Origin of the sequence: Streptomyces sp. NPDC051320 (assembly GCF_040682175.1) — a bacterium.
GTDB lineage: Bacteria > Actinomycetota > Actinomycetes > Streptomycetales > Streptomycetaceae > Streptomyces.
The window spans coordinates 87,321-112,663 of the sequence record NZ_JBFBAL010000002.1 but is presented as its reverse complement, the minus strand read 5'-3'; the positions used below and the strand labels follow the sequence as shown (position 1 = coordinate 112,663).

Annotated in this window: 32 protein-coding genes and 2 pseudogenes; 33 read left to right on the top strand and 1 reads right to left on the bottom strand. The window is 68.0% G+C overall.

Annotation, left to right across the window (positions count from 1 at the left end):
• The 8 genes from AB0M87_RS04475 to AB0M87_RS04440 all read left to right on the top strand — a co-directional run bounded on the left by AB0M87_RS04475 (position 1) and on the right by AB0M87_RS04440 (position 5,929).
• Positions 1–237 carry a hypothetical protein gene (locus AB0M87_RS04475; RefSeq protein WP_365850083.1) on the top strand — a complete coding sequence of 79 codons (237 nt, stop codon included), beginning with the start codon at positions 1–3 and terminating at the stop codon, positions 235–237.
• A 147-nt stretch (positions 238–384) separates the two neighbouring features.
• Positions 385–1,671 carry a phage portal protein gene (locus tag AB0M87_RS04470; protein ID WP_365850081.1) on the top strand — a complete coding sequence of 429 codons (1,287 nt, stop codon included), beginning with the start codon at positions 385–387 and terminating at the stop codon, positions 1,669–1,671.
• Positions 1,672–1,757: 86 nt separating this feature from the next.
• Positions 1,758–2,432: an HK97 family phage prohead protease gene (locus AB0M87_RS04465; protein WP_365850080.1), complete on the top strand. Its 675-nt coding sequence runs from the start codon at positions 1,758–1,760 to the stop codon at positions 2,430–2,432.
• Positions 2,433–2,698: 266 nt separating this feature from the next.
• Complete coding sequence (locus AB0M87_RS04460; RefSeq protein ID WP_365850079.1) at positions 2,699–3,991, top strand: phage major capsid protein; 1,293 nt, start codon at positions 2,699–2,701, stop codon at positions 3,989–3,991.
• Between the two features lie 100 nt (positions 3,992–4,091).
• Complete coding sequence (locus AB0M87_RS04455) at positions 4,092–4,574, top strand: hypothetical protein (protein WP_365850077.1); 483 nt, start codon at positions 4,092–4,094, stop codon at positions 4,572–4,574.
• Between the two features lie 9 nt (positions 4,575–4,583).
• A complete protein-coding gene (locus AB0M87_RS04450) occupies positions 4,584–4,919 on the top strand; it encodes a hypothetical protein (RefSeq protein WP_365850075.1) in 336 nt (111 codons plus the stop codon).
• A 9-nt stretch (positions 4,920–4,928) separates the two neighbouring features.
• A complete protein-coding gene (locus AB0M87_RS04445) occupies positions 4,929–5,468 on the top strand; it encodes a phage head-tail connector protein (protein ID WP_365850072.1) in 540 nt (179 codons plus the stop codon).
• On the top strand, positions 5,468–5,929 hold the full coding sequence (locus AB0M87_RS04440) for a hypothetical protein (protein ID WP_365850070.1): 462 nt from the start codon (positions 5,468–5,470) through the stop codon (positions 5,927–5,929). The genes AB0M87_RS04445 and AB0M87_RS04440 overlap by 1 nt, the downstream gene beginning before the upstream one ends.
• On the opposite strand, the gene AB0M87_RS04435 is transcribed toward AB0M87_RS04440, so the two are convergent.
• On the bottom strand, positions 5,916–6,281 hold the full coding sequence (locus AB0M87_RS04435; protein ID WP_365850068.1) for a hypothetical protein: 366 nt from the start codon (positions 6,279–6,281) through the stop codon (positions 5,916–5,918). The genes AB0M87_RS04440 and AB0M87_RS04435 overlap by 14 nt on opposite strands.
• A gap of 79 nt (positions 6,282–6,360) precedes the next feature.
• Between AB0M87_RS04435 and AB0M87_RS04430 the strand changes: the two genes are divergently transcribed.
• From AB0M87_RS04430 to AB0M87_RS04310, 25 genes and pseudogenes are all read left to right on the top strand, one after another.
• Positions 6,361–6,708 (top strand): hypothetical protein, encoded by a 348-nt coding sequence (locus tag AB0M87_RS04430; protein WP_365850066.1) that lies wholly within the window; start codon positions 6,361–6,363, stop codon positions 6,706–6,708.
• Positions 6,705–6,911 (top strand): hypothetical protein, encoded by a 207-nt coding sequence (locus tag AB0M87_RS04425; protein WP_365850064.1) that lies wholly within the window; start codon positions 6,705–6,707, stop codon positions 6,909–6,911. Before AB0M87_RS04430 ends, AB0M87_RS04425 begins: the two co-directional genes overlap by 4 nt.
• 3 nt (positions 6,912–6,914) lie before the next feature.
• A complete protein-coding gene (locus AB0M87_RS04420) occupies positions 6,915–7,397 on the top strand; it encodes a hypothetical protein (protein ID WP_365850063.1) in 483 nt (160 codons plus the stop codon).
• Position 7,398: 1 nt separating this feature from the next.
• Positions 7,399–7,572 (top strand): hypothetical protein, encoded by a 174-nt coding sequence (locus AB0M87_RS04415; protein ID WP_365850061.1) that lies wholly within the window; start codon positions 7,399–7,401, stop codon positions 7,570–7,572.
• Between the two features lie 24 nt (positions 7,573–7,596).
• Entirely contained in the window at positions 7,597–7,875 is a 279-nt protein-coding gene (locus AB0M87_RS04410) for a hypothetical protein (RefSeq protein ID WP_365850060.1), read from the top strand.
• A gap of 7 nt (positions 7,876–7,882) precedes the next feature.
• Complete coding sequence (locus AB0M87_RS04405; protein ID WP_365850059.1) at positions 7,883–8,353, top strand: phage tail assembly chaperone; 471 nt, start codon at positions 7,883–7,885, stop codon at positions 8,351–8,353.
• A gap of 145 nt (positions 8,354–8,498) precedes the next feature.
• Positions 8,499–9,602 (top strand): annotated as a pseudogene (locus AB0M87_RS04400) (phage tail tape measure protein); the annotation flags it as partial.
• A 2,025-nt stretch (positions 9,603–11,627) separates the two neighbouring features.
• Positions 11,628–11,873, top strand: a pseudogene (locus AB0M87_RS04395) (transglycosylase SLT domain-containing protein); the annotation flags it as partial.
• A 246-nt stretch (positions 11,874–12,119) separates the two neighbouring features.
• Positions 12,120–13,070, top strand: coding sequence for a phage tail protein (locus tag AB0M87_RS04390; protein ID WP_365850057.1), 951 nt, complete (start codon positions 12,120–12,122; stop codon positions 13,068–13,070).
• Positions 13,070–14,254: a siphovirus ReqiPepy6 Gp37-like family protein gene (locus AB0M87_RS04385; RefSeq protein WP_365850056.1), complete on the top strand. Its 1,185-nt coding sequence runs from the start codon at positions 13,070–13,072 to the stop codon at positions 14,252–14,254. Before AB0M87_RS04390 ends, AB0M87_RS04385 begins: the two co-directional genes overlap by 1 nt.
• Before the next feature lie 2 nt (positions 14,255–14,256).
• On the top strand, positions 14,257–15,174 hold the full coding sequence (locus tag AB0M87_RS04380; RefSeq protein ID WP_365850054.1) for a hypothetical protein: 918 nt from the start codon (positions 14,257–14,259) through the stop codon (positions 15,172–15,174).
• Between the two features lie 10 nt (positions 15,175–15,184).
• On the top strand, positions 15,185–16,792 hold the full coding sequence (locus AB0M87_RS04375; RefSeq protein ID WP_365850053.1) for an SGNH/GDSL hydrolase family protein: 1,608 nt from the start codon (positions 15,185–15,187) through the stop codon (positions 16,790–16,792).
• Between the two features lie 58 nt (positions 16,793–16,850).
• The gene (locus AB0M87_RS04370) at positions 16,851–18,191 is read left to right on the top strand and encodes a glycerophosphodiester phosphodiesterase family protein (RefSeq protein WP_365850052.1); all 1,341 of its coding nucleotides are present in this window, start codon (positions 16,851–16,853) and stop codon (positions 18,189–18,191) included.
• Positions 18,192–18,202: 11 nt separating this feature from the next.
• Positions 18,203–18,475: a hypothetical protein gene (locus AB0M87_RS04365; RefSeq protein WP_365850051.1), complete on the top strand. Its 273-nt coding sequence runs from the start codon at positions 18,203–18,205 to the stop codon at positions 18,473–18,475.
• A 5-nt stretch (positions 18,476–18,480) separates the two neighbouring features.
• Positions 18,481–18,774, top strand: coding sequence for a hypothetical protein (locus AB0M87_RS04360; protein ID WP_365850050.1), 294 nt, complete (start codon positions 18,481–18,483; stop codon positions 18,772–18,774).
• Entirely contained in the window at positions 18,771–18,989 is a 219-nt protein-coding gene (locus tag AB0M87_RS04355; protein WP_365850049.1) for a hypothetical protein, read from the top strand. The genes AB0M87_RS04360 and AB0M87_RS04355 overlap by 4 nt, the downstream gene beginning before the upstream one ends.
• Entirely contained in the window at positions 18,989–19,942 is a 954-nt protein-coding gene (locus AB0M87_RS04350; protein ID WP_365850048.1) for a GH25 family lysozyme, read from the top strand. Before AB0M87_RS04355 ends, AB0M87_RS04350 begins: the two co-directional genes overlap by 1 nt.
• A 20-nt stretch (positions 19,943–19,962) precedes the next feature.
• Positions 19,963–20,226 (top strand): hypothetical protein, encoded by a 264-nt coding sequence (locus AB0M87_RS04345; protein WP_365850046.1) that lies wholly within the window; start codon positions 19,963–19,965, stop codon positions 20,224–20,226.
• Positions 20,223–20,528, top strand: a complete 306-nt coding sequence (locus tag AB0M87_RS04340) for a hypothetical protein (RefSeq protein ID WP_365850045.1) — start codon at positions 20,223–20,225, stop codon at positions 20,526–20,528. The genes AB0M87_RS04345 and AB0M87_RS04340 overlap by 4 nt, the downstream gene beginning before the upstream one ends.
• Before the next feature lie 165 nt (positions 20,529–20,693).
• Positions 20,694–21,878 (top strand): helix-turn-helix domain-containing protein, encoded by a 1,185-nt coding sequence (locus AB0M87_RS04335; RefSeq protein WP_365850043.1) that lies wholly within the window; start codon positions 20,694–20,696, stop codon positions 21,876–21,878.
• Between the two features lie 142 nt (positions 21,879–22,020).
• Positions 22,021–22,401, top strand: a complete 381-nt coding sequence (locus AB0M87_RS04330; protein WP_365850041.1) for a DUF6415 family natural product biosynthesis protein — start codon at positions 22,021–22,023, stop codon at positions 22,399–22,401.
• Complete coding sequence (locus AB0M87_RS04325) at positions 22,394–22,960, top strand: hypothetical protein (RefSeq protein ID WP_365850039.1); 567 nt, start codon at positions 22,394–22,396, stop codon at positions 22,958–22,960. The genes AB0M87_RS04330 and AB0M87_RS04325 overlap by 8 nt, the downstream gene beginning before the upstream one ends.
• A 337-nt stretch (positions 22,961–23,297) precedes the next feature.
• Positions 23,298–23,798 carry a hypothetical protein gene (locus AB0M87_RS04320; RefSeq protein ID WP_365850038.1) on the top strand — a complete coding sequence of 167 codons (501 nt, stop codon included), beginning with the start codon at positions 23,298–23,300 and terminating at the stop codon, positions 23,796–23,798.
• Positions 23,795–24,445, top strand: a complete 651-nt coding sequence (locus tag AB0M87_RS04315) for a hypothetical protein (RefSeq protein WP_365850036.1) — start codon at positions 23,795–23,797, stop codon at positions 24,443–24,445. The genes AB0M87_RS04320 and AB0M87_RS04315 overlap by 4 nt, the downstream gene beginning before the upstream one ends.
• 90 nt (positions 24,446–24,535) lie before the next feature.
• Positions 24,536–25,339, top strand: a complete 804-nt coding sequence (locus AB0M87_RS04310; RefSeq protein WP_365850035.1) for a hypothetical protein — start codon at positions 24,536–24,538, stop codon at positions 25,337–25,339.
• Positions 25,340–25,343: the final 4 nt, after the last annotated feature.

The following is a 25,343-nucleotide window of genomic DNA, read 5'->3' as shown; positions in this document are numbered from 1 at the left end:
ATGGACCTTCCCAAGGATCTGGTGGTCAAGAAATTCGGCTACATCGTGCCGGTGAGCGCTCAGCAGCTCCTGGACGCAGGGCTCCCGCTGCTCCCCGGCATGGAGCCTCCCGCTGAGCCTGTCCGGCGGCCGTGGCAGGTGCGGGCGCGCTTCGCCTGGTCGCAGTTCGTGTGGAACACCCGACGGCGTGTCGGGTTCTGGATCGCCGACTACACCCCCGATGACGAGGATTGGTAGGCGGACGTGGAATTCTGGCGGCGTTTGACCCGGCGCAAGCCTGCACGGCCTCCGCAGCAGGGTGACGGCGGACCAGTCCTGGTGGGCGACACCTGGATGGATGCCCGGGGACACCGGCCGGCGCCGGGAGCTTGGACACGGGCCGCGGTGACGTGGCGCGCCCGGATCGGCAGTGCGACGGGGGCGCTGCGCCGGGCCGGGGGGTGGCTGGCCGGTGTCGAGTCCCGGTCGGTGGAGAAGCGGGCGATCACGTCGGTGCCGTGGGGGCGTGGCGAGGATGCGTCGCCGCTGGGTGGGGCGGTCAGTTCCGAGCGGGCGATGCGGCTGTCCGCGATGTGGGGTGCGGCGCGGGTCCTGTCGACGAACCTCGCGTCTGTGCCGATCCTCCAGTACCGGACGATGAGCAGCCGTCAGCAGCAGCTGCCGCTCTCTCCGCTGTTCCAGAATCCTTCGTCGCAGGGGACGTTGCACGACTGGGTGCAGCGCGCCGTGATGAGCATGGTGCAGCACGGCAACGCGGTCGGGTTCATCACGGCCCGGGACTACTACGAGTACCCGACGCAGATCGAGTGGCTGCCGCGTGACTGGGTGAACGTCATCGACTCGATGCCGTACGGGCGGGGCTCCTTCGTCAACCCGATCTGGTACGTGCTGGGCCGGGAGGTCGACCCCCAGGACATCGTGCATATCCCGTGGATCGCGGTGCCGGGCAGGGTGTGGGGGCTGTCCCCGATGGGGGCGTTCGCGAAGGCTGTGAGTACGGGCCTGGCGGCGCAGGACTACACGGATACCTGGTTCAACTCCGGGGGAATGCCGCCGGGGACGTTCAAGAACACCACGCAGACGGTCAACCAGGAGGAAGCCGCGATCGTCAAGGCGCGGGTGGTCGACGCCATCCGGAGCCGGCAGCCGATCGTGTACGGCAAGGACTGGGAATACAGCGGCATGTCGCTCCCGGCCGGGGAGATTTCCTTCGTCGAAACGATGCGGCTGTCCGCGACGCAGATCGCCACCGTGTACGGGGTTCCGCCCGAGCTGATCGGCGGCGAGACGGGCGGCTCCATGAGCTACAGCAGCCCGCAGCAGCGCGAGATCGAGCTGATCCAGCTCAGCCTGCTGCCCTGGCTGTCGAAGTTCGAAGAGCACCTGTCGAAGCTCCTGCCGCGGGGCCAGTGCGTGAAATTCGACGCGGACCAGCTGATCCGCCTCGACCCTCTCACCCGGTGGGAGATGTACGAGAAGGCCCGGCTGATCGGCGGCATGAACATCGACGAGATCCGCGGCAAAGAGAACTTGCAGCCGCTGCCCGACGGCCAGGGCGCCGACTACACGCCGCTGCCCATCCAGGCCGGCGTCAACGTGTCCGTTCCGCCGGTCCGCAGCGACGACGGCGACTCGGACCGGCTGCGGCTCATCCATAAGCGCACCAGCTGAGCACGCCCTTACAGGGCGCCCCATCACCTATCCCCGACCACAGAAACGCCGGAATTCGGCGGACTCATCACGCCCCGGGAGGCACCGTGGACATCGAGCGCCGATACACATCCGGCGACACTGGCAAGGCTGAACTGCGCGCCGACGGCGACACTCAGCGCATCGGCGGGTACGCGGCGGTCTTCAACCGCAACAGCCGCAACCTCGGTGGGTTCATCGAGGTTGTCGACCCGATCGCCTTCAACCAGTCCCGCGGGGACGGCTGGCCGGACGTCGTCGCCCGCTACAACCACGACGACATGGCGCTGCTCGGCACCACCGCGGCGGGAACGCTGCGGATGGGCCTGGACGGGTACGGCCTCGTCTACGAGGTCGATCCGCCCTCGAGCATGGCGCACATCACCGAGCTGGTGCAGCGCGGCGACATCCGCAAGTCGTCCTTCGCGTTCCGCACCGTGTCCGACGACTGGGGCACCACCGACCAGGGATACCCGCTGCGCCGGCTGACCGGTGTGCAGCTGGTCGACGTCGCACCGGTGAACCGGCCCGCCTACAACGACACCTCCGCCGGCCTGCGCTCGCTCGCTACGAAGTTCGAAGCGGATCTCGAAGAGGTCCGGTCGATGGCCGAAACCGATGAACTCCGCCGCTTCTTCGTCCGCACGGACGGTAAGGCAGCGAAGAAGCCTGCGAAGAAGGGCATGTTCGGACCCGCCGCCGCGGCGGCGCTCCTTGCCCGCAGGCAGGACCCGTACGCCTGAGCCGTACGCGCAGCACAAAGTCCCCCGCCGACGCGGGGGCGGCACGCCGTCCTTGGACCGCGTAGCCGCGCCGTCACGGCGCCGACTTGGGATTCCCCGGTCGGTGGCCGCGCTGGGTGCGGTGAAGCACACAACGGGCCGGGTGTGACACGAGGCAGTGATCAGCGGACCGCCGGTTGCGTGAAGGCGCCGGCCACCGACACCCGCAGGGGTGTGGGACCGCGAGGGCTCCCGTTCGAGATCGATTCGAATGGACGGGAATTCCCATGTCTGAAATGGTCAACCGGCTGCGCGAGCGGCGGAACACGGTCTGGGAGCAGGCCAAGGGCATCGCCGACCGTGCTGCGGAGGAGAACCGCAACTTTTCCGCTGAGGAGCAGGGCCAGTGGGACGCCCTGAACGAGGAAATCAACCAGCTCGACACGCGCATCAAGTCGGCGCTGGACACCGAGCAGCGCGCGAAGGACACCGACGACGCGTTCAACCGCCTGCACGGCAAGGGCGGCAGCGGCGGCAAGGCACCGCAGGGCGGTCAGGGCGGCCAGGGTGGCACGGTCGCGCAGCGCGGCGGCCAACTCGCTCCGCAGGACCAGTCGGAACTGCGTGAGTGGATGCGCGGCGAGGGCCCGCGGTTCTACGACGTGCGCCCGGACGGCCCGGTCCACTGGGGCGGCCTCCAGCAGCGTGCTCTGAGCATCGCGACGGCCACCGCCGGTGGCGACACGGTGCCCACCTCGTTCTACGACCGGCTGGTGCAGCACCTGATCCAGAACTCCGCGATCATGCAGTCGGGTGCGACGGTCCTCAACACGGCCTCCGGGGAGACCATCCAGGTCCCGAAGACCACCGCCCACTCCTCGGCATCGATCGTCACCGAGGGTGGCACGATCGGCGAGTCGGACCCGGCGTTCGGGCAGGTCCCGCTCGGTGCCTACAAGTACGGCGCTCTCATCCAGGTCTCGCGTGAGCTCCTGGACGACACCGGCGTCGACCTCGAGGGCTACCTGGCCATGCAGGCCGGGCGGGCGCTGGGCAACGCGTTCGGTGCGCACGCCATCTCTGGCAGCGGCACCGGCCAGCCCCGAGGCGTCGTCACCGACGCCACGGTCGGCGTCACCGGTGGCACGGGTATCGGCGGTGCGTTCTCCTCGGACGACATCATCGACCTGTTCTTCTCGGTGATCGCCCCTTACCGGCGCTCCCCGGCGTCGGTGTGGATGATGGCGGATTCCTCGATCGCCGCGGTCCGCAAGCTGAAGGACACGACTGGCCAGTACATCTGGCAGCCGGGCCTTCAGGCCGGCGTCCCGGACACGATCCTGGGCAAGCCGGTGCTGACCGAGCCGAACGTCGCCGCGGTGGCGACCGCCGGGAAGTCGGTCGTCTTCGGCGACATGTCGCAGTACTTCGTCCGCATGGTCGGCGGGGTGCGCTTCGAGCGTTCCGACGACTACGCCTTCAACTCGGACATGGTCACCTTCCGGGCGCTGCTGCGCGCGGACGGGGCCCTGGTCGACCTGACCGGCGCCGTCAAGACGTTCGCCGGCGCGGCGAGCTGATCCTCCAGTGCGGGCGTTCCCCAACGGGCGCCCGCACTGGTGCATCTGTTGAACCCCATCCTTCTGTTCCGCTGATCCGCCTCGGCAGAAAGGGCACCCCATGCCTCAGCCCACCGTCCTCAACGCGGCGACCGGCCAGTGGGTGCACGCCGCGGCCATCACCGACCCGTCCGCCGGCGCCTCGATCGACATCCAAGGCCGCGCAGCGATGGTCGCGATCCTCGCTGCGCTGCGCAGCGCAGCCGTGATCGGCGGCGCGACGCACCTGAATGCGAGCTACGGGTGGAACGCCACGATGCGCAAGATCGTGCTCGGGCCGGCCATCACCGCTCCGTCCGGCGGCACCACCACCGATGGGCCGGCGCGTACGGCGATCGGCTCCGTCCTCACGGTGCTGCGCAACACCGGAATCGTCGCCGGCGGAACCCGCGGCCCGGCCTTCGTCTTGGACGCCCCGGAGCACCAGCTCGCCGCGGGCGCCGCTATCACCGCTCTCGCCGTCGACGGCAGCGCGGACGATGAGCTGCGCACCGCTCTGAACAGCGCGCTCGTAGCCATGCGCAGCGCCGAACTGATCGCGTAGGAGACGCAGATGAAGGTCCGTATGAAGGTCGACGTCTCGGGGTCCCATGACGGGAAGCCCTGGCCGCGCCACGGCGAGGTCACTGACGTCTCGGACAGTGAGGGCGCGGACCTGTGCCGGGCCGGTCTCGCTGAGCCTGTCACCGAGACGGATCCCAAGGCCGAGACGGCTACCGGCCCCGAGCAGTCGGAGACGGCCGCGGTCTCCGAGAAGGACACGGAGAAAGCCGTCGTGGAAGAGCCGCAGAAGGTCGGCCTGACCACGCAGACCGCTCCCGCCGCGGCCAAGAAGACGGCTCCGGCGAAGACGGCCGCGAAGAAGACCGCACCGCCGGCAGCGAAGTAACGCCCGCTGATGGCGATCATCACGCTGGCGCAGGCCAAGGCCCAGCTCGGCATCGACCCCGATGACACGAGCGACGATGACGAGCTCCAGCTCTACCTCGAGGCCGCGACCATCGCAGTGGAGAAGGCACGCGGCCAGGTCATCGACGTCCGCCCGGTCATCGATGACCTCGACCTGACCGGGGCGGCCACCTTCGTGCTGCGCAGCTCCCCGGCGATCGAGCTGACATCTGTCGAAGCGGTGGACGGCAGCCAGACGTGGGACATCACGGCCCTGCACCTCTACGGGCAGAGCGGGCGCGTCTCGGTGCTGTCCGGGCCACCGGTCACAGGCCTGGTGTCCGTGTCCTACACCGCCGGCATGCAGCCCATCCCCGACAACTACGTGCTCGCCGCACTGATCATCGTGCAGCACCTGTGGGAGACGCAGCGCGGATCCATGGGCGTCCAGCTCGGTGGCGAGGCTGAGGCGTACACGCCGGGCCGCGGCTTCGCGATTCCCCGCCGGGCGATCGAGCTGCTTGGTCTGAGTCTGCCGGGGGTGGCTTGATGGAGTGGGCATCGAAGGTTCCCGACGCGATGGATGCTCTGGTCGTCGCTTTCCGGACGTCGTCGGGCCTCGAGGGCGTGACCGTGTGGGACGGGCCGACCGTCTCCAAGGCCACGCCGCAGGAGATGCTCAGCGTCGGCTTCACCGGCGTGGACGGTGAGACGGACGCCGAGTCGTCGTCCGCGGCGGCCGGCATGACTACCCGCCGCGACATGGAGACGTTCACCGTGCGCTGCGCGGCCGCCGTGCTGCGCGGGTCGACGGACGTGGCCGCGGTGCGGCGGCGCGCCTACGAGCTGCTCGCCGCGGCGGGGGAGGCCATCGCCCGGGACGAGACGCTGGGGGGTGTGGTGCTGCGGGCGATGGTCGGCTCGCACACCCTCACCCAGGACCAGACGTCCAACGGGGCGCAGGCCGTCGTGGCGTTCGGTGTCGACTGTGAGGCGTTCACCGGCCGTTGATGGCCCGAATGTGGGCGGCGATGACCTGCCACACGCAGACGACGAACATCACGGCGTACGCGACGTCGAACCAGCCCGGTTCGTCGGAACCCCACACCAGCACCGAGATCCCCTTCACCCCGACGCCGAAGATGAGGAATGCCAGCCACGCGTCGCGGATAGACACCGGCTTGTCCGTCTCGGCTTCGGCCGGCGGTTCGGCCAACTCCAGCTCTCGAGCCTCGCGCCGACTCACGACGGACGCCATAGCTCGCGCCAGCTCCTGCCTCAGAGCCCTCTTCGCAAGGTCGTCTTCCCCCCTGAGCTCTGGGCGATCCCGCTTTCGCTGTTCTGCGGCGTCCATGAGTGTCATTGCGCCCCCTTCGCCCGGATGGTCCCAGCTTCCGGCGTAGCCGTCAACACGCCCACGTCAACGCCTATTTGGGAGAGATATGGCTGCCCTCGCTACCACTGTGGTCCCACATCTGGGGCTGGACATCCCTTCAGCTCTTGTCACTCCGAGCGTCGGGGGCGATGACTGCGCGACCGGGCCGGGTGTGGTCCTGGTCGTGCAGAACACGGACGCCGCCGCTCAGACCGTGCAGCTCGCCACACCGCAGGTCGTGGACGGGGACCTGGCCGTGCCGGACCGGACGATCACGGTCGCTGCGACCACCGGCCTGATGGCCATCCCTCTTGTGGACCTGTACCGGGACCCGGCCACCGGCCGGGCCGCGCTGACCTATCCGGGTGGCATCACCGGCTTGAAGGTCGCCGTGATCCGGGTGGCGACGTCATGAGCACTGTGCGCCTGCGCCATCCCGACATCGAGGGCCGCGTCATCGACGTCGATGCCCGCTCGGTGCCCCACTACCGGTCGTCCGGCTGGACGTACGTCAACCCGGCGGACGACCCCAACGCGCCGGCAGAGGCCGAACCGGAGACCACCGCGGCACCGGCCGCACAGAAGCGCCGCAGCGCGGCCACCAAGGAAAGTGAGTGACCGATGTCCGCAACTCCGATCACAGCGGCCGTCCGGTACTACCGGCGCGGCGTCTCGAAGGTGCAGTGGGTCCCCACGATCGGGGACAAGTCGGCGCCCACGCGTGCCGAGCTGGATGCCGGGACCGAGCTGTCCCCGGAGACGGGCGCCGTCAACGGCTGGCAGATCACGTCCAACACCCAGGACGCGCCAGCGCTGGGGACGACGTTCAACGCGAAGGTTTTCTCCACGACCGAGGTCGGCGACTCCAGCCTGACGATCTACGTGTCCAAGACGGGCACCGACGTGCGCACCCTGCTCATCCGCGGCACCACCGGATTCATCGTGTGGATGGATGAAGGCGACGTCGCGGGCAGCCTCATGGACGTCTTCCCGGTGCAGGTGATGTCGCAGGCCAAGACGCGTGACATCGACGCCCTGGGCCAGGTAGAGGTCCAGTTCTCCATCCCGTCGGAGCCGGCCGAGAACGTCGTCATCCCCGCCTGACATGACCGTCGGACTGCGCGGCGGCAGCGACCTGCGCCGCATCTCCAAAGAGCTCCGGGCCATGGACGACAAAGAGATCAAGAAGAGGTTCAGCAAGGAGCTCCGGAAGGCCGCGCAACCGCTGGTGCCGGTCGTGCGCGCCTCGATCCGCGCCATCCCCTCCAAGCAGACATAAAGCGCGAAGAGTCTGCGCGGAGGTATGTCGAGGGCCACCCGTCTCGAGGTCAAGAAGTCGGGCAAAAACGCCGGCGTGGCGATCCGGGTGGACGGCCGGAAAATGCCGGACCGGCAGGGGTCGCTGCCCGCCTACATGGAGGGCACCAAGCCCCGCTGGCGGCACCCGGTATTCGGCAATCAGGAGGTATGGGTGCAGCAGCCACCGCACCCCTACTTCTACCGCGTCATGCGCGCGCAGGGGCCCAAATCCCGCAAGGCCGTCAACAAAGTCATCGACGGCATCACCAAAGACATCAAGTAGGAGAACCATGGCCCTGTCTCGCGACGGCATCCTCGGTGCTGACGACATGATGATCGAGCCGGTGCCGTGCCCCGAATGGGGCGACACCGTCCTCATTCGCGGCCTGACCGGTGAGGAACGGGACGACTGGGAAGAGAGCGTCCAGCAGATCCGGCAGTTGCCCGACGGCAGCCGGGAAATGCACTTCGACCGGCGCAACGCCCGGGCGCGTTTCCTCGTGCTGTGCATCGTTGACGAGACCGGGCAGCGGATCTTCAAGGACTCCGACGCCCCGGCGCTCGGGAAGAAGAACGGGAAAGTGCTGGACCGGCTCTACGACGTGGGAGCCGCGCTGTCCGGAATCACGGAGGAGGCACAGGAGGAGATTGAGGGAAACTCCGACGCCGCCCCGAGCGGCGATTCCTCTTCCATCTCACCCGAGAGCTCGGATTCGCTGCCCCTCGAGAGCTCCTTGCCCGCATCACTTCCCGAGAGCTGAGCGAGTGGCAGGCCTTCTACACCCTGGAGGCCGAAGAGCGGGAGCGAGCTGAGCAAGAAGCCGCCCGGAAGTCCGGGCAATGAACACCCCAAGTAGCAATGGCCTGAGCGGCCCCTGATCGCGTACGCGCGGGACGGGGGCACGCATGGCGTCGACCAAGACCGGCATCTTCTACAGCCTGGTCGCCAAGGACGGCGCGTCGAAGGCGTTCAACAGTGCCGGGAAGTCCGCGAACGGCCTCGGCAAGATCATGGGCGGTCTCGCGAAGACCGCGAAACTCGCCGGCGAAGGGATCCTCGCCGTGGGGGCCGCGGTCGCGGTGTCCGCGAAGAAGGCCGCTGAATTCCAGACGACGATGACGCGGATCGGTACCCAGGCGGGCGGGTCGGCGGCGGACGTCACCAAGCTGTCCAAGGCCGTTCTCCAGCTCGCCCCGTCCACTCAGCAGGGCCCGCAGCAGCTCGCCGAATCCCTGTACCACCTCAAGTCCGTCGGCATGGACAACGCCTCAGCGATGAAGGCGCTGAAAGAGTCCTCGGACCTGGCGGCGGTCGGCGGGGCGAACCTCGAGGAGACCACCAACGCGCTGGCGGGCGCGTGGCGTACGGGCATCAAGGGCGCCACCGACTTCCACGGCGCGGTCAGCCTGGTCAACGCCATCATCGGCGCGGGCAACATGTCGATGGAGCAGTTCAACGCCGCGATCGGCACCGGCATCCTCCCGTCGGCGAAGACCTTCGGGTTGTCCATGGCGCAGGTCGGTGCAGCGCTCGCACTGATGACGGACGAAGGCATCGACTCGGCTTCGGCCGCGACCCGGCTGCGCATGTCGTTCTCGCTGCTCGGTGCGCCCTCCAAGGCCGCGGAGAAGCAGCTGGGGAAAATCGGGCTGACAGGCCTGCAGCTCGCCGATGCGATGCGCGGCAAGAACGGCATCATCGGCGCGATCCAGCTCCTGAAGGACCACCTCGATGCGTCGGGACTCAGCGCGTCGCAGCAGTCGCAGATCCTCTCTAGGGCGTTCGGCGGCGGTAAGTCGTCGTCCGGCATCCTCCTGATGATCAACAACTTGGACGTCCTGAAGAAGAAGCAGGACCAGGTCAACCGGTCGACGGGCAAGTTCGCCGACGCGGTCAAAACGCAGCGGAAGACCGCAGAAGCGCAGCTGAAAATACTTGAGTCGAACTTCCAGACGTTCGCGATCAAGCTCGGCACCAAGGTGCTGCCGCCGATCACCAGCGTGATGTCGTTCATCAACACCAAGGCGCTGCCGGACATCGGGAAATTCACGAGCGCCCTGGGCAGCATGATCCCGGTCGACCAGATCAAGAGTGACGCCGACAAGGCCGTCAAGATCGTGACCGGCTTCCTGGACAAACTCGGTGTCCCGAAGGGCCTGGCGAAGGCCAAGAAATCCATCATGGATGCCCTGGGCCTCAGCAAGCCGAAGGCGAAGCCGAAGCCCAAGCCGTATGTGTCGCAGCCGACCCTGTCACCTCACTACGGCTCGGCGAGGACAGCTCCGACCAACCTGCCTGTTGGGGCGCCACTCGCGAGCATCTACAGCCCGCACCTCGGGTCCGGGATGGTCGGGGCGCCTGCGTCCGGCCCCCTGGCGAGCATCTACAGCCCGCACCTGGGGTCCGGGATGGTCGGAGCCGCTGCGCCGGCGAAGAAGGCCGCCAAAAAGCAGGGCGACGCGATCAGCAAGGTACTCACCGACGCGCTGCTCTCTGTCGACTGGAAAGCCGTCGGCAAGAAAATGGGGGCCGGGCTCGGGACCGCTTTCGGTGTCGTCGTCAGCGAGCTCAGCACGGTCATCGGCAAGACCGACTTCGTTGATATCGGCAAGACCCTCGGAAAGGTCGCGCTGCCGACCGCGATCGGCTTCATCAACACCCTGTTCGACCCCCTTTTCACCGCATCGTTCTGGAAAAAACATTGGCTCGACACGATCATCGCGGCGATCAGTGTTGTCCCCGTGGGCAAGCTCGGCAGCGCCGGCGCGAAGCTTCTTTCGAAGGTGCCATGGGGCAAGCTCGGTGAGGTCGTCACGAAGGGGCTCGGGAAGGTCCCCTGGGGGAAGATCTTCTCAGTCGGTGACCGGATCGACTGGAAAAAGATCTTTACGCTGGGCGACGCCGGTACAGCTATCGGCCGGTGGGTCACCTCCCTGACGGACACGATCGGCATGTGGATCTCCCGGGAATTCCCGCGTCTGTCCGGCTGGGTGGGCAGGGAGCTCCAGTTGTTGCCGACCCGCCTGGGTGTCTATGCCATCGACTTCGGCCGTTGGGCGCAGAAGACGATGAACGGGCTCGGCAAGTCGCTGCTGGACCTCATCCCCGGCACCGGCAATAAGTGGTTCCGGGCCTTCGTGAAGTTCCTCGCCCGATTCTCCTTCTACCAGATCGGGATCAACCTCGCGACGTCGCTGTATCACGGCATCACGGCGGGCCTGGCGGACGTCGGGAAGTGGACGAAGGCGCACATCGTCGACAAGGTCGTGAACTGGGTCAAGGCGCACTTCGGGATCCACTCGCCGTCAACGGTGTTCATCTCCATTGGCGGGCAGCTCATCTCCGGGCTGAAGGCCGGCATCGTGGCTGGAGCGGTGAAGATCGGCGGCTGGATTCACGCCCACGTCATCAGCCCGGTCCTGTCGCCGTTCGGCAGTGCGGGGTCCTGGCTGTACGGCAAGGGCCGCTCCACGGTGTCGGGTCTGAAGAATGGCATCGTCTCGGGCGCTGCGAAGATCGGCAGCTGGGTGCACTCTCACCTGATCAGCCCGATAACCGGGGCGTTCAGCACAGCCGGTTCGCTGCTCCACGGCAAGGGCGGCAGCCTGGTCTCCGGCCTGAAGAACGGCATGCTGGACGCCCTCAAGGGCATCTCCAAGTGGCTGAAGTCGAGTCTGGTCGATCCCATCGTCAGCGCGGTGACGAAGCACTTCGGGATCCAGTCGCCGTCGAAGGTATTCAGGACGATCGGTGGTCACCTCGTGGCTGGCCTGGTCAAGGGCCTGGCTACGCACGACGGTGCGTCCATCGTGAAGCGCATCTTCGGGTCCATGCCGAAGGCCCTGGCCGCTCTCGTGAAGTCCGGCCTCATCCACATCGAGAACCTGCCCGGCAAAGCGCTGAAGGCGCTCGGTGGGCTCGGTGGTGACCTGCTCGGCATGCTCGGGCTCGGTGGTGGCGGCAGCAGTGGCGGCAACGCCCACAACAAGAGTCTCGGGAAGATCCTGGCCGGTGGCTACGGCTGGTCCGGCCCGCAGTTCGCCGCGCTCAACAACCTCTGGATGGGCGAGTCCGGGTGGAACGCCGGCGCGCTCAACAAGTCCTCCGGTGCGTACGGCATCCCGCAGGCTCTGCCCGCAGGGAAGATGGCGTCCGCCGGCGCGGACTGGCGCACCAACCCGGCGACTCAGATCAAGTGGGGCCTGTCGTACATCAAGGAGCGGTACGGCTCCCCGATCGCCGCGTACTCGGCTTGGCGCTCCCGTTCCCCGCACTGGTACGACCGGGGCGGCTATCTGCCGCAGGGGACGTCGCTGGTGCACAACGGCACCGGCCGCCAGGAGCCGATGGCCGTCTTCACGGCCGACCAGTGGGCGACCCTGCACGCGCTGGCCCGGTCCGGTGGGGACGGCGGCGCCACGTACAACAACACCTACCACCTGTACCAGCGGGACATGACGGTGCGGGACCTCGAGCTGCTCCAGCGCCGCCAGGAAACGCGCTCGCGGCTGAGGAGGGCGCGGTAAATGCCCATCATCACCAGCACGGCCCCAGTCGCGCCTCCGGTCTTCATTCCCGAAGTCGGCTACGCGACCATCACCTACTGGGACCCCGTTGGCACGCCATGGCCGATGACGGACCATTCCGCTGCGCGCGGCTACTACGTCCTGGCCGACGGCGTGTCCGGGCTTGGTGCGGCTCCCTACGAGCTCACTACAGACCCCTACCCGCGCGGGGGCGCGAAGTTGAGGCACGCGCAGCCGCAGCCCCGCAACATCGTGTGGCCTCTCCATATCGGCGGGAAAGACCACAACGAGTTCGTCAGCCGGTGGCGGGCGCTCGCCAAGGCGTTCACCCGCACCCTGCGCGATGGCCCGGGCACACTCGACATCGCCCTCCCGGACGGCTCGCGCCGGCAGATCAACGTGCTGTACCAGGAAGGCTTCGACGGGCTTGGTACCTTCGGGTCCGGCATCACCTGGGACAACGCGGTGATCACGCTGTTCTGCGAAGACCCCTACTGGGTGGACCCGGTAGCGCAGGCCGTACACCGCGAATACGGGGTCGGCGAGGACTTCCTCCAGCCGTACCCGTCGGTGTCCAGCGGGCAGGTTCTCGGAGCCACGACGGTCACTAACCCCGGCGACATCATCGTGTGGCCGACGTGGGTCATCAGCGGGCCCGCTTCCCTGGTGACCTTCACCCGCACCGATACCGGTGAGGCGTTCGTCCTGGACCCGAACGCGACGCCGATCGGACACGGTGCGCTTCTGGCGGGCGAACAGGTGACGGTGACGACGGACCCTCCGACGGTGCGCTACCAGGACGGCTCGAACTGGGTCGGGGCCCTGGACTGGCCTGACGCGGTGCTGTGGGGGCTGGCGCCGGGCGACAACGCGGTGACCTTCCAGCTGGACGGCTCAGGTCCCGGATCGGCTGTGGACCTTTCCTACAACCCCCGCTACGAGACCCCCTGATGGCCGTCACGATCCTCATTACCGACCGGAACCTGAATGTCCTCGGGGACCCCATCGATGGGTGGACGGACCTGTCGTGCGATGTGAACTACAAGCAGCCCGCCAGCGGCTCGATCACACTTCCCGCCTGGCCGCGGTACATGGCGCTGCTCCAGCCCGGCAACCGGCTGGTCGTCATCCGAGACGGCGGCATCTGGTGCGCCGGACCCATGGAGACCCCGCAGGACTTCGTCTGGGACCTGACCGGTAACGCCGACCCGGGCACCGTGACGGTGTCCTTCACCGACGACCTGGCCCTGGTCGCCGGGTACCTCACCTATCCGACGCCGACTGCGGCGTTCGGGTCCCAGACGACGACGACGGACGTGGTGCGGAAGATCGCTGCGACGAATGCGGAGACCATCATCCGTGCGCTGGTGAACGAGAACTGCGGGCCCGGCGCGCTGGCGGCGCGGCAGATCCCACACCTGGTCCTCGATTCCGTAGCGGGCGTCGGCTCGGTCACGTCGATCAGCACTCGGTTCGAGGCACTGCTGGACGTGTGCCGGACCGTGGCGGCCACGGACGGGCTCGGTTTCCGTACCCGCCAGGACGGCAACCAGATCAAGTTCGGGGTGTACGCGCCCGCGGACCGCACCGCGACGGCCCGCTTCTCCCAGGGGCTCGGCAATCTACGCTCGGTGTCCTTCACGCTGGCCGCGCCGCTCGCCACATCCGAGCTCGTGCAGGGCGGCAACGACCCGGCCGAACAGGTCCCCACCGGCGACCCGGCGAACAAGCGGGTGTACGTCGAAGTCGCTTCCGGTGCAGCCGCTGACTGGTACCGGGTAGAGAAGCTGGTCGATGAGACCGGCACGGCGGACGACAGCGGCGGTGAGCTCACCCAGGCCGGGACGCTCGCCCTCGGGGACGACAACCCGCAGGCCACCTTGGCGACGGTCACCGTCGACACCGACGACCTGAAAGCCGGCCGGGACTTCGGCCTCGGGGACAAAGTGACTGTGCAGCTGCCCACCGGACTTGAGGTCGCGGACATTGTGCAGACGATCCGGCTCGAGGCCACCGCCAACGAGGGCGAGCTCGTCACCACGATCGTCGGATCATCCGACCAGACCACAACGCTGGCCACCGTGCGCGCCGTGCGCAACCTGGCCCGGCGCCTTGGACGCTTGGAAGTGAGGTAGACATGGCGCAGGACTCCTGGCCGTCGCCGAATCACAACACGCGCAACGTCACCGACGGCGAATACGAGAAGATCGCGGCGCGGTTCTCCGACGACGGAGTTTGGGGGGACCCGACGGACGCCGCGGTCGTCTCCGCTGGCACCGGCTTGCAGGTGTCGGTCCGCTCCGGGGTGTACGCCAGCCTGCGGGGCCACGCCTGGTACTCGGGGACCGTCGCCTTCACCCTGCCTGTCGCCTCGAACGTATCGGGGCTGGTGCGGGTGGACTGGGTGGTGCTGCGTCTGGACCGCTCCACGTGGGATGTGACCGCCGAGGTGCGGGAGGGCACACCAGGCGCCGGCACGCCTGCTCTGGCCCGGGATACCGGCGACACCGGGCTGTACGAGATCCCGCTGGGATTCGTGCACGTGAATTCCGGGGCGAGCTCGGTGACGGTCACCCCCTTCGCGCAGTACATCGGCTCCCGGATTCGGCCCTGCACGTCCACGACCCGCCCGGTCGCTCTGCGCGGTGAGATGGCCTACGAGACGGACACCGGCCACTGGATCGGCTGGAACGGGTCCAAGTGGATCATTCTCTACCAGGACACCGGGGAGCTCAGCCTGGGGGCAGGCTTCGACACGTGGACGAACTCGGGCGATGCCGTCGGCCAGCGGGTCGGCGACGTGGTCTCCCTGCGCATCAGCAAGCAGCGCGTCGGCTCGACGTTCAACGCGACCGACGCCGATGGCTCCAAGTTGGCCACTGTGCCCGCGGTATTGCTGAACACGGTCCGAAACCAGTACTTCCCCTGCCAGTTCAGCAACGGCAAGTCCGGGCGGGTCGAGGTACTGACCAACGGCGAGATGTGGGTGCGGATGCTCTCCGGCGACGTCGGCGTAGGGCAAACCCTCTCGCTCACCATGACGTACCTCGTATAGGAGCTCTCACATGGCACGGCATCGGTTCGGTGGGATCGCCGACTACGTCATCGCAGCCGGTACGGACAACGTCGCGACGCTCGAGCCGTCGGTGACCGTTACGGCCTGGAACGCGGCGATCGGCGGCACCCAGTACACCGACCTCACCGACACGGACGGGACGACTCCCATCACGAACGGCGAGCTGACCTCGGACACCGGCGGAGCGGTCCCCGAGTTCTACGGCCCCGACGGCGTGCGCTCCATGTACCTGGACGCCAACGCAGGGTCCGGGCCCCGGCGGCGCACTATCGCCACCGACATCGGCGAGGACCTGACGAACCTGGAAAGCACGTCCCTGAACGCTTCCGAATTCACCGCGGCAGGTGACCTCATGGCGGGCACCGGATCGGGCACGGTGGAGATCACCAAGGTCGGCGCGCCTGGGCAGGTGCTGCTCGCCGACCCGGTCAGTCTGTCCGGCCTGAGCTGGGGCAACGCGTGGCGGCGGCGGAATCTCCCGGACCGGCTGCTGGCCGAGGCCCTGTCGGCGGAGACGCCGACGATCACCCCGGCGCACAGCCTGACCTCGACCATTCCGTCCGCGCAGGCGCTGCTTCCGCCCGACACCGGCCCGTTCCGCTACCTGGGAGCCGGCGATTTCGAGTTCGGTCCCGCGTACCCGAACACCATGTTGTACGCGCCGACATCGCGGTACCCGAACACCTACGACTCCGGGCAGACGAACTGGGCCCTCGAGTTCTCCACCGACGCCAGCGTCTTCGAGATCTTCTTCAAGTGGGTCAACACAGCGACCATGTACCGACTCACCGTCGACGGCCGGAAGTACACCGACCTGCCGGTGGCCACGGGCGCCAGCGGATCGGGAGAGCTGTGGGTCCTGAAATTCGACTTCGGCACCTCGAAAATCCGCCGCATCCGCTTCGACCTCACCACGTTCCCCTGGGGTGGTCTGTTCCTGCCGCCGGGTGCGAGCGCCTGGGTGCCTCCGGCGCGCGGTGGGCGTCTCGCGGTTTTCGGGGACTCCCTTGACGACGGGTCGGGCAACAACACTGGTTTCGGGATCGGTACCTGGGTCTACCGTGCCGGCCGCCTGCTCGGGTGCACGGACGTGTGGGACCAGGGCCGGGGCGGCACCGGCTACATCACACCCGGCGCTTTCGTGAAGCTCGGGGACAGGGTCGCCTCCGACATCACGCCGTACGACTTCGACAAGATCATTGTGTGGGCGGGGTACAACGACAACGGTGGCGTGCAGAGCGACATCGCCGCCGCGGCGGACTCCCTGTACGCGTCGCTGAAAACGGCCGCCCTGCCCGGCGCGGACATCTACGTCATCGGCTGCTGGTCCCCGACCGCCAGCCCGGCCACGTCCATCGCGAACACCGACGCCACGCTCAAGGCCAGCGCGCTCGCCGCGCACCTGCCGTTCATCTCGCCCCTGTCTGGCACCGTCTACGACCGGTCGGGGACCGCGGTCGCCACACCAGGCCCGTGGATCACCGCGGCGAACGCCGCTGCGTTCATCGGAGCTGACGGCGTGCACCCCACGGACGCCGGCCACACCTACGTAAGCCACCGCATCGTCGATGCGCTGATGGAACTCATGCCCGCCTGACCCAGGCACCCTCCCAACAGCCCCCCGGCGGGGCCCGTTCGCATGCCCGGAGGCATCGATGACAGCTGTGACCGACATGCTCGCCACTACCCCGTTCGTCGCCGCGCACCGCGGCTCCGGCGGCGAGTTCCCCGAGCACACGCTGGCCGCCTACGAGTCTGTCCTGGCGGCAGGCGCGACCGCGATCGAGGTGTCCGTGAACGTGACGGCGGACGGTGTGCTCGTCTGCATGCACGACACGACCCTGGACCGGACCACGGACCACACCGGCCCGGTGTCCGACTGGTCGTACGCCGCGCTGCGCGAGCAGGTCCGCGTCACCGCGCAGGGCACCCTCGGGGCTGGCTGGTCGGACCAGCCCATCCCCACGCTGCGGGAGGTCCTGGACCTCCTGTACGGGAAGTGCGTCGTCTTCCTCGAGGCCAAGTCCAACGAGGCCGTACAGCCGGTGATCGACCTGCTGGCCGACCACTACCCGGCCGCCGCAGACTCGATCATCTGGAAGGGCTACTACACCAACGGCACGTTCGCCGGGATGCGCGCCCTCGGCTACACCGTGTGGGGGTACGTCGACCCGGGTACCACCGATGCGCAGCTGGACACCTACGACGCGAACATCGACATCTGGGGCGTCCCCTTCGCGATGACCGACGCGCGGATTGCGGACGTCGTCGCCCGAACCAAGCCGGTCATGTGCTGGGAGGTTCACCGGCACGCCGACGTCGCCCGGCTCACCGGCCTCGGAGTCCAGGGCCTCATGGAAGCCGAGTGGATCTACCTCAACAACGAGCCCGAGCTCGCCAGCGCGGCCGACGCGTTCGGTGCACGAGTCTCAATCCCCGGCACCCTCGGGGCGCAGGGCTACAGCGACGCCTACGCCCTCCAGTACGACGCGAGCGGCTACGCCCACCTGGACACGCTGTCCGGCTGGTCCGTCCTCATGGGCGGCAACCGGGCCCCCGACCTGGACACCCACACCATCGGCTTCACGATGAAGTGGGACACGCTGCCCGCCGCGACCCTGCACTCGGACGTCGCGTTCTGCAAGGCGTCCGACGACAGCTTCCAGTTCTCCGGGCCGAACAACGCGTCCGGCGGGTACCACATGGTGCTGCGCGGCAACGGCGACATGCAGCTCTACAAGCACGCCGCCGGCGTGGTCTCCGGTACCCAGCTCGGCTCGGTGGCCACCGAGGCGCCGGTCGCCAGCACGGACATGACGTTCGAGATCGAAGTCAGTCCGACGCAGGTCATCCTGCGCCGCACGGACGTCGGCCCGTACACGCTCACCGTGGCCAACACGGACTTCCGCGGCCAGTACTGGCACCTGTCGAACGGGTCCGTCACCAGCCTCGCCACCCAGCCGAAGTGGAAGGGCGACGGCATCACCGTCAGCTGAGGAGTTCCGTCATGCCCAATCCCACCGAGGGCCGCATCGTCCTCTACCGGCTGTCCGAGCAGGACACCCGGCAGATCATCCAGCACCGCGCCCACAACGGCCTGTCGGGCAACACGGTCCGGGAGGGCGACGTCTGCCCGGCCGTCATCGTCCGCATCTGGGACGGCGAACCGTACGCCGCCCCGAACCTCAAGGTCCTCCTGGACGGCCAGGACAACCACTGGGCTCCGTCCCGTCACGAGGGCGACGGCCCGGGCACCTGGTCGTGGCCGGTGCGCGCCTGATGTCCATGAGCCGCGACGCGCCGCCCACCGACTGGCCCGGCCTGGAGATGACCGAGGTCACCCGGCTGACGGATGACATCTACTACGGGTGGGTCGGCGGCCACACCAATCCCGTCTTCTGGCACTGGTGCGCCCCAGCCGTACCCGAGTTGACCGCGACCGGCAGTCGGTGGATCGCAGTGAACTCGGAAGCCCACACCCTCGTCTCCCGCGAGCCGCTGCACCTCGAGCCGTCACTGCTGTGGTCCTGCTGTGGCCTGCACGGCTTCGTCCGCGGCGGCGTCTGGACATCCGCATGACGCGTGAAGGAGAGACCCGGGTGCAGCTCAGTCCGCTCGAGCTCGGCAAGACGGCGTACGCCGCGTACGGGGAGACCACCGATTTCAAGAACTTCCGCGGCGAGCCCATGCCCGCATGGGACGACCTCGGTTCTGCGATCCAGACGGCGTGGGTGATGGCCGCAGGCGCCGTCTACCGCGCGATCGTCACCCGACCCCGCATGGAAGGGAGCTGATGATGCTCGAGGGCGAGGACCTATCTTCGTACCAGTCCACGACACGCAGGACAGCAGGGCTCGCGTTCACGTTCGTCAAGGCGACCGAGGGCACGAACTACGTAAGCGACGACCCGACCGGCGCGCACATGATCGCGCAGGCCGCGCACGCCCGCGCCGGCGGCCACGTTGTGGGCTTCTACCACTTCCTGCGACCCGGCTCGATGACCGCGCAAGCCGCGTACTTCGTGGCCAAGGCCGCCTCGATCGAGGGCGACATCCTCGCCGCGGACTGGGAGGACGGCGGCGTCAGCTGCGCGCAGAAGGACCAGTTCATCCGTGAGGTGAAGCGGTTGCGCCCCACGCACCGGGTGGTCCTGTACTGCAACACGAGCTTCTGGAAGTCGCGGGACACCACCTCATACGCGGGTGACGGGCTGTGGATCGCCGACCCGAACCACCCGGCGGGCGAACCCGGCATCAAGGCGGACTGGCTGTTCCAGCAGTACAGCTCAGCCAAGGGCGTCGACCACAACGTCGCCAACCCGGCCCATTTCAAAACCAGCTCAGACCTCCGGGCCTGGGCAGGCGGCTCCGCTGCTCAGAACCAGGAGGACGACGACATGCAGATGAACGACGTGGTGGATCTCAACGAGTGGATCCCGCGGCACTGGCCGAAGGACAACGGGGTCAAGGACGCGAAGATCGCGGTCCACACCGCCCTTGGCTCCACCTACGGCCACGCCCGTGCGGCACACGACAGTGCGGACTCTGCGCTCGCCCTGCTCAAGACGATGAGCGTGAAGATCGACACGCAGGCGGCCGCTATCACCGAGCTGGCCAAGGCGATCGGCACGGTCAACACCGCCATCGACATCGACGACCTCACCGCCCGGGTGACGGACGCCATCGATGCGGCGGCCCGCACGGCAATCGAAGACATCGACGTACACCTGTCCGTCGACCAGACCTGACCCACGAAAGGGAGCTGACCATGAAGAATCTCTTCACCAGCTTCATGCGCACCGGCGTGCCGATCGCGGCAGGCCTGGTACTCACCATGGCTGCGAAGGCCGGCTTCGGCATCGACTCCTCCATGGTGACGATGCTGGTCACGTCGGGGCTCACCGCCGGCTACTACGCGGTGTTCCGGCTCGCTGAGCACGGCGCTGGCCGGATCGGCTGGCCGTGGATGCGCAAGGCGGCCGGTGTGCTGCTCGGGTGGGCCAAGCCCCCGGAGTACCCGGCGGCGTCATGAGCAGCCCGGTGGCGCCGGACCCGGACCCGACGACGAACGTCGCGGTCCAGATCGCTTCGCTACGAGGGGAAGTCAGGACGGGCCTGGAGTCAATCAAGGGGTCGCTCGCGCTGCTGGTCGACCGGACCAACCGCACCGACGCCGACGTGAAGCAGCTGCGCACGGACACGGAATCTGAACTCAAGGCGCTGAAGGCTGAGATCGAGGAACTGAAGAAGGCTCGCTGGCCGCTCGCGCAGCTAGGGGCCCTGGTCGCCATCGGTGGTCTGATCGCCGCCGTGGCCGTGCTCTTCGTGAACTGACCGCGCCGACAACGCAGCCCCCACCGCCTTCGGGCGGTGGGGGCTGCTTCGTCATGTCCGGACGTGCGAAAGGGCCCAACGAAGCAAGTTCGCAAGGCCCTTCGCCGGTACCGGCCCGGGTGAGGGGGGTACCGTTCCTAGTGGACGCTAGGAATGGAGAACAGTATGCCCTCACATTTCGCTGAGCACACGGGCGCACGCATCGCGCACGCCCGCAAGGTGCGCCGGCTGACGCAGCGCGAACTCTCGGAGCTCGCGAACATCTCCTACAGCACGGTGACAAAGATCGAGCAGGGCGTCATGCCCGCCAGCCCCTCGGTGATCGGTTCGGTGGCCCGGGCCCTGTCCGTTCCAGTGACGGAGCTGACCGGGCAGCCCTACCTCGAGGAGCTGCGCCAGGATCAGCTCGATGGGCTGATCAACCCGATCCGCGAAGCCCTGAACGTCTACGACCTTGGGCCCGACCCCGACGTGGCGCCCCGCTCGCTCGAGGACCTGGAGGCGGACGCTGAGAACCTGTGCGCCCTTGTGCGCGCCACGAACATCAAGCAGGTGGCGGCAGCCCTCCCCAGCCTGATCCACGAGGCGACCACGGCCGCGCACACGTCGGGCAGTGACCGGGCGTGGCGGGTGCTGGCGAGTACCTACCGCAGTGCGTACGACGTGACGACGAAGCTCGGGTACGCGGACCTGTGCACGGTGGCGCTGGACCGTATGGAGTGGGCTGCGCAGCGCGGGTCGGATCCGGTGCTCAGCGGTCTGCGCCAGTACATGCGTGCGCTGGCGTATCTGCGGGCGAGCGACTACCGGACCGGTAAGCGGCTCATCTCGCTGGGCATGGCGACGCTGGAGCAGGCGGAGCCGGGGCGGGTGCTGGATGCGGCGACCGGTCAGATGCATCTCGGTGCTGCGGTCCTCGCCGGGCGGGACCAGGACCGTGACACGGCGGAGGCGCACCTCGCTGAAGCGGGACGTCTTGCGGAGATCACCGGTCCTGCGGAGAAGATTCACTGGCTCAGTTTCGGGCCGACGAACGTGCGAGTGCACCGGGTGAGTGTCCTCGCTGAGCTGGACCTGTACCAGGAGGCGGTGGAAGAGGCAGCCAAGGTCACTCTGCCGGACACCTGGGCCCGATCGCGGGCGGCCCACCACTATGGGGAGGTCGCGCGGGCGCAGGTGTGGACGGGGAAGACCGAGCCGGCGTTCAAGAGCCTCCAGAAGGCTCGGAAGCTGGCCCCGCAGCAGACGCGGTATCACCCCACTGTCAGGGAGACGTATGCGGCTCTCGATGCCGCGCGCCGCCGCATGCCGGACACCTTCAGCAACTACGGCTCCTGGCTTGGCGTATGACGTAGCGTCAAGCTTTGGCCGGGACTATCAGCAAGCGCTGATAGTTTCGGCCTTTTTTTGATGGACGCTCAGAGTGTCAGCAGACCCCCGCGACCGCGTGAACGGCCCGGGGGCGTGGCCAACGCTTACGAGGAGCGTCGACATGCATGAATCTACAGTCCAACCGGACCACCCGGCGAGAGACCCCCGGCCGCTGGACATCCTGACGATGCGCGCCACTGCGGCCGAAGCGCTCGCCGATGACGCGGACATCCCCACGCTGGACCACCTCCAGACGCTCACCTGGATGCTGCGCGGACACCTCGCGCTTCTCATCCCGGAGGTGGCCGTACTCGCGTGCGAACGCCCCCAGGACGACGTATGGCGGGCCGCAGCGCAGGCCGGCCTCGGGGAGGCCCGGCGCCGCCTGGAGGTAACCCAGGGAGGCCAGCTGCCGGTCGTGCTGCGCCACGCGCAGCACCTGGCCCGCTCGGTGAACGCGCTGTGCACGCACCTGGAGAACCTGGCGGTGTGTGATGCCTGAAGCCGTAGCGGCGTGGCGGCCCCCGCAGGGGCCCGGTGTCGAGTTGGTGGCCGGCGGGCGTTCCTGGGATGCCGTCCGCATCCCGTACAGCTTCGGCGTCAGCGTGGTTGAGCGCCTCGGTGAGTACTGCGGCGGTGTGATCCAGGACGGTTACGCCCACACCCTGTACTGGCTCATCAAGCCCGGCGCTGCGGACAACTGGGAGCCCATCCCGGGGTCCTCCGTGACGATCCTTGGGGCCACCTCGTACGTGGCCGTGCCGCCGGTGCGCCGCACCGAGGGCCCGGGCCTGTGGTGGAAGGTCCCGCTCCTGGCCGTGCGCTACCTCACTGATGCGGACCTGCTGTGGGCCGCGCTCGAGGAAGAGCTGGACTCCAGGCTCGGTCCGCGGACCTTGCTGGCGTGCGAGCCCTGCATTCGCGCTCGGATCTTCGAGACGGACCACGACGGCTGCACGGGCACGACGGCCATGGAGATGCACGGCAGACAGATGGTCCCGGCCGCTAGCCCGCATCCCTGCCCCTGCGACCACCAGCCGCTCCGGAGCGCAGGTGCGTGAGCCGAACGGCTGCCTGGCCGCACTGGCGGCGCCCTCCTGCTTCGGCTTCCTGCTCTTCATCGCCTGCCTGCTCCTGGCATGCGGCGTGCACGACCTGGCCATATAGCCGATCGCACCACACCCACGGCGACCGAATCGGGTTAAGGGTCGCGCCCATGAACGCCCGTCACGGTCGGGGTCCGCAAGCCCCGGCCGTGACGGGTCCGACATCGCCAGCCCCGCTGCTTCTGTGGCTGCGCATCGACCCGAAAGGCACCCTGTGGACGCTTTACTCCCGTCCTTCATCGACCGGCTGCTCGACCAAGAGCGAGACCCGGGCGACGTCCCCGAGGTCCCCGTGTCTGAAGCCTCCGGCTGGCACACACCGTTGGCTACCCGGCTTCTGAGGCTGATGGCCCATGACATGCACGGCGTCTTCTACAGCGCATTCCGGGCTCACGGCTACACCCATCTCCCGCTTCCCGCTCGCGACGGCCGCGGGTACTACCTGCGCCTGGCTTACGGGGCCGCATTGACGGCGTGGCCGATAGCCGAAACCTCCGTCGTGCTCACGATCACGGGCGCCGTCGATCTGGAGATGTATCAGCGGCGCGAGGACATGCAGGCCGGCCGTCCGCAGTACGCGCGCAGCTTCGGTCCCGAGCAAGTGTTCGCAGCCCACCCGGGCACGCTGTGCGCGTTGCGGAGCAGCGCGGGCGGTATGCAGGTGCTCGCGGTCAGGCAGCGCGAAGCCGTGCCGACCGGAACGCTGACCTTCCACGAGCACGCAGCTGTTGCTCAACGTGCGCGCCGGGTTCTGGAAGGCGTCGTTGTCGCTGGTGCGGGCGGTGCGCGGTGAGCTGGCTGGACAGCATTCCTTCTCTGGACACACCTGATCTCCGCGAAGTGCAGAGGATCAGCCGCGACGTCCTGGACCATCTTGCCGAGGACCGGAAACTACTCACTCAACTCGTAGACGAGATTCCCGACGACGCTGAGCGTCTGGCGAATAGCCGCGTCACGCTGCTACTCAACCGGCTCTCGCTTTACCGGGCGCCCGGTCGCGGCTTCGAGGTCCGCCTGAACATGAACCCGCGTCCCGACAACCAGCGCTTCCCGCACGACCATTGCTATGCCTTTGCGACGCGCATCCTCGCTGGCGGCTATGTGCACGTCGTTCGGCGCCGCACCGACGGCTGGGAGGGACAGTTCAGCGGTGATGACGTGGAACCGGGCATCGTGACCGTTGAGCGACCCGGCAGCGCCTACACCCTGGGGCACCTGATGGTGCACCAGGCCGTGATGGAGCCGGAGACCGTGACGCTGTTCCTCCGCGGTCCTCGCCGCAAAAGCGTGTCGAACGCCGCGGTGGAAATGCTGCCGTCGCGAGAGTTCTGGCCGGCGCCGGCCGGGCCAGGCCACAAGGCCGTTGAATCCCGGCCCGCGACCTTGGACGAGTACCGCTTGATGCGCAACTACCTCTCTCAGCGCGGCCTCATCGACTGATCTCGCCCCGTTTTCCTGTGGCTGCGCACGCCCGACCTCCGCGACGCGAGAGGCTACGGCGATACAGCCGCACAACACGAGGAGCACCTCATGACGGGCGTCCTAACGACCGATCACCCCGCCTGGATCGAGACCGGGACCGGAGAACGGGCACGAGCCGTACGCACGGTGTCCGGTGTCTGGGTCCTGGCCTGGGATCGCGATGGCCTGCACATGAGCTGTGTACGGGACACGGAGGACGTGAAGCCCGCATTCGTCACCACCGATCCCGCGTGCCTCCCCGGCACCGTTCCCGCCGCGCTCAAAGCCGGCCTCGATGACCTTGGGTGCACGCAGCGCCTGGCCAATCCGTGGCTGTGGGATGCCATCACTACCGCCATCCTCCGGCAGGTCGTACGAGCCGGCCAGGCCCGCAAGTTGTATCGGGCGTGGTGCAAGGCCTACGGCACCACCATCGACACTCCGCACGGTGAACTGTCCCTCGCACCCACCGCCGGGCAGGTCCTGGCGCTTGGCGAGGCGCAGTTCGCGACTGTGGGCGCCAAGTTCCACCGCAGCGTCTTGCAGGCCGCCGCCACCCACTACGAGCGGCACTCCCTGCAATGGCAGCGGATGGAAGCCGGCGACCTGGTCGCCGCGCTGACCAGCGTTCCCCGGATTGGCCCGTGGACCGCGTCCGCCGCGGCCGCCGACTACACGGGCGACTTCAGCATCTACCCGCACGACGACCTAGCCGTGCGTACCTGGGCCGCGCAGATCGCGCCCGGTCATGACTGGCCAGACAAGAAGGACAAGGCGTTCGGCCCGATGTGGACCGGCATGGCCGGACCCGACAGCACCGCCCTGCACACCCTGACCCTTTCCACCCTCACATGGGGCTCCCACGCCCCATAACCAG